Source organism: Candidatus Eisenbacteria bacterium, from assembly GCA_035712145.1.
Taxonomy (GTDB): Bacteria; Eisenbacteria; RBG-16-71-46; order RBG-16-71-46; family RBG-16-71-46; genus DASTBI01.
Genome location: DASTBI010000174.1, coordinates 1 through 6,010, shown reverse-complemented (window position 1 = coordinate 6,010; position 6,010 = coordinate 1). Strand labels below are relative to the sequence as shown.

5 protein-coding genes are annotated in these 6,010 nt (G+C 67.5%); 2 read left to right on the top strand and 3 right to left on the bottom strand.

Annotated elements, in window-relative coordinates:
- The 3 genes from VFQ05_11850 to VFQ05_11840 all read right to left on the bottom strand — a co-directional run.
- The coding region (locus tag VFQ05_11850) for a hypothetical protein (GenBank protein HET9327457.1) at positions 1 to 604 on the bottom strand (604 nt) is incomplete at its 3' end.
- Positions 601 to 987 carry a BlaI/MecI/CopY family transcriptional regulator gene (locus VFQ05_11845; GenBank protein HET9327456.1) on the bottom strand — a complete coding sequence of 129 codons (387 nt, stop codon included), beginning with the start codon at positions 985 to 987 and terminating at the stop codon, positions 601 to 603. The genes VFQ05_11845 and VFQ05_11850, both read right to left, overlap by 4 nt.
- A 135-nt stretch (positions 988 to 1,122) precedes the next feature.
- On the bottom strand, positions 1,123 to 2,490 hold the full coding sequence (locus VFQ05_11840) for a M20/M25/M40 family metallo-hydrolase (GenBank protein HET9327455.1): 1,368 nt from the start codon (positions 2,488 to 2,490) through the stop codon (positions 1,123 to 1,125).
- A gap of 416 nt (positions 2,491 to 2,906) precedes the next feature.
- On the opposite strand from VFQ05_11840, the gene VFQ05_11835 reads away from it, so the two are divergent.
- Both VFQ05_11835 and VFQ05_11830 read left to right on the top strand, forming a co-directional pair.
- Positions 2,907 to 4,463: an ATP-binding protein gene (locus tag VFQ05_11835; GenBank protein ID HET9327454.1), complete on the top strand. Its 1,557-nt coding sequence runs from the start codon at positions 2,907 to 2,909 to the stop codon at positions 4,461 to 4,463.
- Positions 4,460 to 5,773 carry a sigma-54 dependent transcriptional regulator gene (locus VFQ05_11830; protein ID HET9327453.1) on the top strand — a complete coding sequence of 438 codons (1,314 nt, stop codon included), beginning with the start codon at positions 4,460 to 4,462 and terminating at the stop codon, positions 5,771 to 5,773. The genes VFQ05_11835 and VFQ05_11830 overlap by 4 nt, the downstream gene beginning before the upstream one ends.
- Positions 5,774 to 6,010 lie beyond the last annotated feature (237 nt).

The window sequence follows — 6,010 nt, the reverse complement described above, 5'->3', positions numbered from 1 at the left end:
CGGCGGCTTCCTCGGGCAGCAGCAGCACGGGCCGGCGCAGGCCGCAGACCAGCGGCACACGGATTCCGTGGTGGAGCCGGCACGTCATGCTCGTCGAGACGCCGCTGGCTTCCAGCGCGGAGCGCCACTGAAGCGCGAGGCCTCGATCCCGAATCGGCTCGGACTCGAGCACCCGTGCCGCAACCAGACGATGCGAGCGGATCGATCGCAGACTCAGCCACCCCACACCCAAGAGCCAGGTCCCGAGAAGAATCGCTCCCGGATCGAACGTCCCCGGGTCGGACCTGCGACCGGCGTTCATCCGGTCTTCGGCCATGCTCCCGCTGACGATCCAAGACCCGGAGGACTCGTTCGCCGTCAGCCCCATCGAGGACCGAATCCGTTGGGGCGTCTCCTGCGGCAGGACCTGCACTGCGATCGGCGGCAGCAGGAAGCTCGCGAGCGGCGCCAGCAGGAGCCCGCCGATGCCGGCCAGCCATACCGCGTGACGCAGCGCCCCGGAACGCCGCTTGAGTGCGATGGCCAGTACTCCCGCGAGCGCCAGGACCAGGCCGCCGCGCAGTGACGACTCGACAACGATTCCACTGAGTTCGGCGGTCATCATCGTCCCTCCCGCTTCGCCGCGGCGATCTTCTGGGCGATGCGCCGCCGAGCCGCCGTGTCGAGCGTATCGCCCGGAAGATCCAGCAGGGCGGCTGCCGCTTCCTCGGCCGATCCGCCGAAGAACGTCGAGACCATGTGCTCGAGCGCCGCGCGGCGCGCCGCGGAGGGCGACGTCGTCGGGCGATAGACATAGGTTCGTCCCACTTCGGTATGCGTGACGCGGCCCTTCTGCTCGAGCACGCGCAGCAGCGCGCGCACCGCCGAGTAGGTTGGCGGGTCGTGCATCTCGCGCCGCACGTCCGCGGCCGATGCCGAGCCGCGCCGGTGCAGGACGTCCATGATCTGCCGCTCTCGGCGACTCAGCTCGGGCTGTCCTCGCTTCATGCGCTCTCCGATACGTTCTCGCCTGCCCCGCTGGTTCTCTTTCCCGCGGCGCCGAAGTGCTGGAAAACTAGCACTAGTGCTAAAAAAATAGCAATAGGAAATCTCGGGCGGCTCGGGGTGGCGCCCGGCGAAGGCTTAGCCGCGCTGGTCGGCGAATGCCCGAAGCAGACGGGCGACGTGCCGGGCGTGCTGCAGGTAGAGGTCTACTCGAATGTTCTCGTCGGGAGCGTGCGCACGGGTGTCGGGATAGCCCATGCCCGCGGTGGCCACCGGCACATCCAGCTCATGGAGGAAGGCGTGGTTCGGACCCGAGCCCCCGACCATCGGTACAACTTGCATCGGTCTTCCATAGACCTCGGTGGCGGTCTCAGCGACCAGACGAATGAACGGATGATCGGGATCGGTCCGTCCCGGTGGCTCGCCACCCAGGAACTCGATCTGGACGTCGGAGAAACCCTCGGCATCGAGGTGCGCGCGCAGGCGCTTCACGGTCTTCTCGGGCGTCTGGTCTGGCACCAGCCGGAAGTCCACCTTCGCCGAAGCGCGCGCCGGCAGAACGGTCTTCGAGCCGGGACCTTGATAGCCCGAGGTGAGGCCACAGATCGTGCAGGTGGGCTCGAACACTTCCGCGATGCGCAGATCCACCCCGCCTTCGAGCCCGCGCAGGAATCCTTTGATCCCGTAGCGCTCGCGGTACTCACCCGCGACCTCCGCCAACGCCGACATCAGCTCGCGATCCCGCGCGCTCGGCGGACGCACGTCATCGTAGTGCCCCGGAATTCGGATGCGCTCGTCCTCACCTTTGAGGGTGCCGAGCGCCCACGTCAGTCGCCACGCGGCGTTGGGGAAGATCGATCCGCCGACGCCGGAGTGTGCGTCGAGCGTTCCGGTCTCGACCGACAGCTCCACGTAGCAGATGCCGCGCAGTCCCGCGTACTGGAGCGGCACGCCGCGATGATCGACACCGCCGAACTCCCACAGGCAGGCATCCGCTTCGAGCCGGGCCTTGTTTCCGCGAACGAACGCGGGCAGGTGGACGCTGCTGACCTCCTCCTCGCCCTCGATCACGAACTTCACGCGGCACGGCAGCTCGCCGTCGGCTGCGAGCAGCGCGTCGATGGCGTGCAGACGAGCGACGATGTGGCCCTTGTCATCGCTCACTCCGCGGCCGAAGAGCTTGCCGTCGCGCCGCGTGGCCTCGAAGGGCGGGCTGCTCCATAGATCGAGCGGCTCGGCCGGCTGAACGTCGTAATGGTTGTAGATGAGAAGCGTGCGATCGCTCTTGCCGGCGCGCTCCGCCACCACGACCGGCGGGCCACCGGTGGGCATGACCTCGGTGGTGAATCCCCTCACGCGCAGCATCTGCGCCACCAGTTCCGCGCACGCCTCCATTCCAAGGTTCTGGGCGGCGACACTGGGTTGACCCACGAGCTTGCCGAGCTCGCTGAGACTGGCTTCGAGCTTGTCCTCGAGGAAGCGATCGACGGCGGTGAAGTTGCTCATGGCGCGATCTCCGTGTGGGTCGCCAGCTTGCCTCGTCGGCGGGGACTCTACAGCCCACCAGGCGATTGGGATATTCCCGAATCGAGACGACAGAGCGAGATTCCCATATCTGGACGCAACATCCGTTACCGATGAGCGCCCCAACAACCATGATCAATGAGGGAATTTTTCTGGCGGTCGCATGGGATTCGAATGTTACCTTTCCGTCAACACGAAGCAGAACTCGACCTCGAAGCCGGCCGCCTCTCCAGGAACGCTTCGAGCCGGGCAGGTTACGAAAATACGTGGCTTCGCGGTCCCCAATTCCGCGATGCGTGACCCTGGCCGTTGCTCGCTCCTTCGGTCGACAACCAAACGTCTTGGTCTCGAGGCCTTCCTTGGCGATCGAGCCGATGCTGGTCTGAGAAGGAGTTGTCTTGGAAGCGCCGAATTCGCGCTCGGTCCGAGCCGACGCTGCCTCGCTGTCGTCCCTGATTCTCGGTTTCCGCTTCTTCGCGCTCGCGGCCGTGACCGGAACCGTGGGCCTCCTGCCACCCGACCAGGTCTCGGTTCGCCTGGTCGTCATCGGAGTGCTGGCCGCGGCGGCACTGGCCTGGCTGCAGAAGCTCGCGGTGCATTTCGTCTCGAGGAGCCAGGGGGCCTGGTTCTCCTGGCTCCACGTAGCGGCGTGGACACTCATGATCCATGCGACGGGAGGCCAGGGATCGCCGCTGGTGCTCGGGTATCTGCTCGAGCTTCCTCTCTCAGGCGCCCAGCTGGGTCGACGCGGCGTCTTCGTGGCGGCCGCAGCTGCGATCATCTGGTACGCCTTCTACGCCGCATCGTTCGGCGGCCCCCTCGACCCGCGTGCGACTGCGATTCTGATCGGGATCGTGGGGGTGTGTGCCGCCATCACCTGGCGAGTGATCGGCATGCTCGAGCGCCAGACGACGATGCTCGAGACGTCGCGGGTGACGCTCGTCGATCGCGCCGAGACCCTGGCCGAGGAACTCCGTCTGCTCGGCGACTCTCTCGGCGATGCGCTGCTGACCATCGATCATGCCGGCCGAGTCGCGCGCCTCAACCCCTCGGGCGCCGCTTTGCTCGGCATCGATCCCGCCGGCTGTGTGGGGAAGCCCTGGCAGGAGATCCTCCGTCCCGATGCTGTGTCGCGAGCACGAGTCGCCGAGACACTGGACACCGGTCTGCCCCAGCGAGGGTTGACCCTGGTCCTCGCGCCAGGTGCGGGAACCAGCGTCACGGTGAAGGCCGAGATGTGGCGCGGCGTGGGGAGCGATGGGCAACACGTGCACCTGCTCCTCGACGCGGGGGGCAGCGCGATCCACGATGATCCGGTGCGGCGGCTTGGAGAGTCGGCTGCATGTGTGGCCCATCAGATCAAGAATTCGATGCATTCGATCCAGGGTTACGTCGCCGGGCTTCGTCATCCGGCCGACCCTGGCTCGGCCACCGAGGAGTGTCTCGGGGCGCTTCGAGGCCTGGGGGATCTGGCCGAGGACGTTCTGGCGCTGGCCGGCGCCAGCCGCGCACAGCGCGAGCGCGTCGCGATCCAGAACGTGCTGCGCTCGGCCATCGTGCTGCTGAACCAGCCGCCGATCCGGCTCGCGGTCCCTGCCCGGCCGGTTTACGTGGAGGTCCCTCGCGGCCAGCTGGTCCACGCCGTCTTCAACCTTCTCGACAACGCGGTTCAGGTGACTCCACCCGGTGAGGCGGTCCACGTCAGAGCCGAGCGCCGCGACGCCTCGGTCATCGTCGACATCGCCGACGCGGGTCCTGGGCCTCCTGCGACAAGTGGCCAGCAGTTCGGACCGCTGCCCTCGAAGAACGGCTCCGGTCTCGGGCTCGTGGCGGCGCGCCGTTTCCTCGAGGCGTGCGGGGGCTGCCTGTCGTTCACTGCCGCCGAGCGCGGAGGAACGCTCTGCCGGCTCGAGCTTCCCGCTGCGCCCACTTCGGCGCTCACCGGTGGACGATGAAGGTTCTGCTCGTCGACGACGATCCTGCGGCCCTTGGCTACGCGTCGGCCTTGCTGCGCGATGATCACGAATTGACCACGTGCGGTAGTGGCGTCGAGGCTCTGGCCCAGCTCGAAACCGGTTCATTCGACGTCGTGCTCACCGATCTGCGGATGCCGCCGCCGGACGGCATCGAGATCCTCAGGACAGCGCGGGAACTCGATCCACCGGTCCCGGTCATCCTGCTGACTGCGGTGAACGATGCGCGGCCCGCGGTGGAGGCCATGCGGCTCGGCGCGTGCGACTTCCTGGTGAAGCCGGCATGCGCCAAGGACATCGCCTGCGCCATCGAGAGAGTTTGCGCCGGTCGCCCGCTCCCGCTCGAACCGACGGCCGAGAGCCAATTCGGCCTGGTGGGGTGCTCCCCTCCCATCCAGCTGGTTCGTCGCCTGATTCCGGCGGTGGCGCGGAGTCAGGAGGCGGTCCTGATCATCGGCGAAACCGGGACCGGCAAGGAGTTGCTGGCCCGTGCCATTCACGCGCAGTCCCAGCGCAAGCAGCGGGCTTTCGTGGCCCACAACATGGCCGCGACACCAATCGATCTGGCGGAGTCCATCTTCCTCGGTCACGCGCGCGGCGCGTTCACCGGAGCCGCCAGCGAGCACCCGGGTCTGTTCGAGCAGGCCGATACCGGAACGCTCTTCCTCGACGAGGTCGACAGCTTCCCCGCCTGCCTTCAGGCCAAGCTGCTGCGTGTTCTCGAGGGCGGACGGGTCGAGCGAATCGGCACGAGCCTTTCGCGATCGGTCGACGTCCGAGTGATCGCGGCCAGCGCCGTCGACCTTGCTCCCCAGGTGGAAGCCGGCACGTTTCGCGCCGACCTCTACTACCGCCTGCGGCAGCTGGAGATCGTCCTGCCGCCGCTGCGAGAGCGGCCCGGAGACATTCCAACGCTGGTTCGCCACTTCATCGACGAGCTGGCGCGCGAATCCGGTTCGCCCCCTCGCATCGATCCCGCGGCCATGGACCGGCTGGTGAGCTATCCGTGGCCGGGCAATGTCCGCGAGCTCCGGAACGTGCTCCGCGCCGCCGCGGTGATGGCCGGAGCCGGAGCGATTCGGCCCGAGCACTTTCCACGCGCGCTGAGGTCTCAGGGCTCCGTGCCGCGCGCGGCCAGCTCTCTGCGCGTCCTCGAGATGCGCCACATCCGGGAAGTCCTCGAGCGCGTGGCGGGCAATCAGAGCCAGGCGGCGCGCATCCTCGGCATCGACCGGGGCACCTTGGCGCGCAAGCTCGCGGCGGAGAAGAGCGATTCCAGTCGATCCGAGTGACGAGGTGCCGTCGAACGCGGCACATGCGGCATTTCGCCGCAGCAGGCGTGCTCCACCGAACGGACCGGATCTCCCGTCATCTCTCGTGGGACGAACGCCTTGCGTCCGGTCGACACTCGGGCACATCGGTTGCGTTCGAAGAGGCCTGTCCAGCCCCCCATCTCGATCGGCCTCTCTCTCACACAGGAGACACGCATGAGACTCGCCCGAAGAGTCGTTCTCTCCGCCCTCGTCCTC

What these genes read in the sequence shown, in the direction of transcription:
- VFQ05_11845 (HET9327456.1), bottom strand. Translation starts at nt 987, where the DNA reads ATGAAGCGAGGACAGCCCGAGCTGAGTCGCCGAGAGCGGCAGATCATG.
- VFQ05_11840 (HET9327455.1), bottom strand. Translation starts at nt 2,490, where the DNA reads ATGAGCAACTTCACCGCCGTCGATCGCTTCCTCGAGGACAAGCTCGAA.
- VFQ05_11830 (HET9327453.1), top strand. Translation starts at nt 4,460, where the DNA reads ATGAAGGTTCTGCTCGTCGACGACGATCCTGCGGCCCTTGGCTACGCG.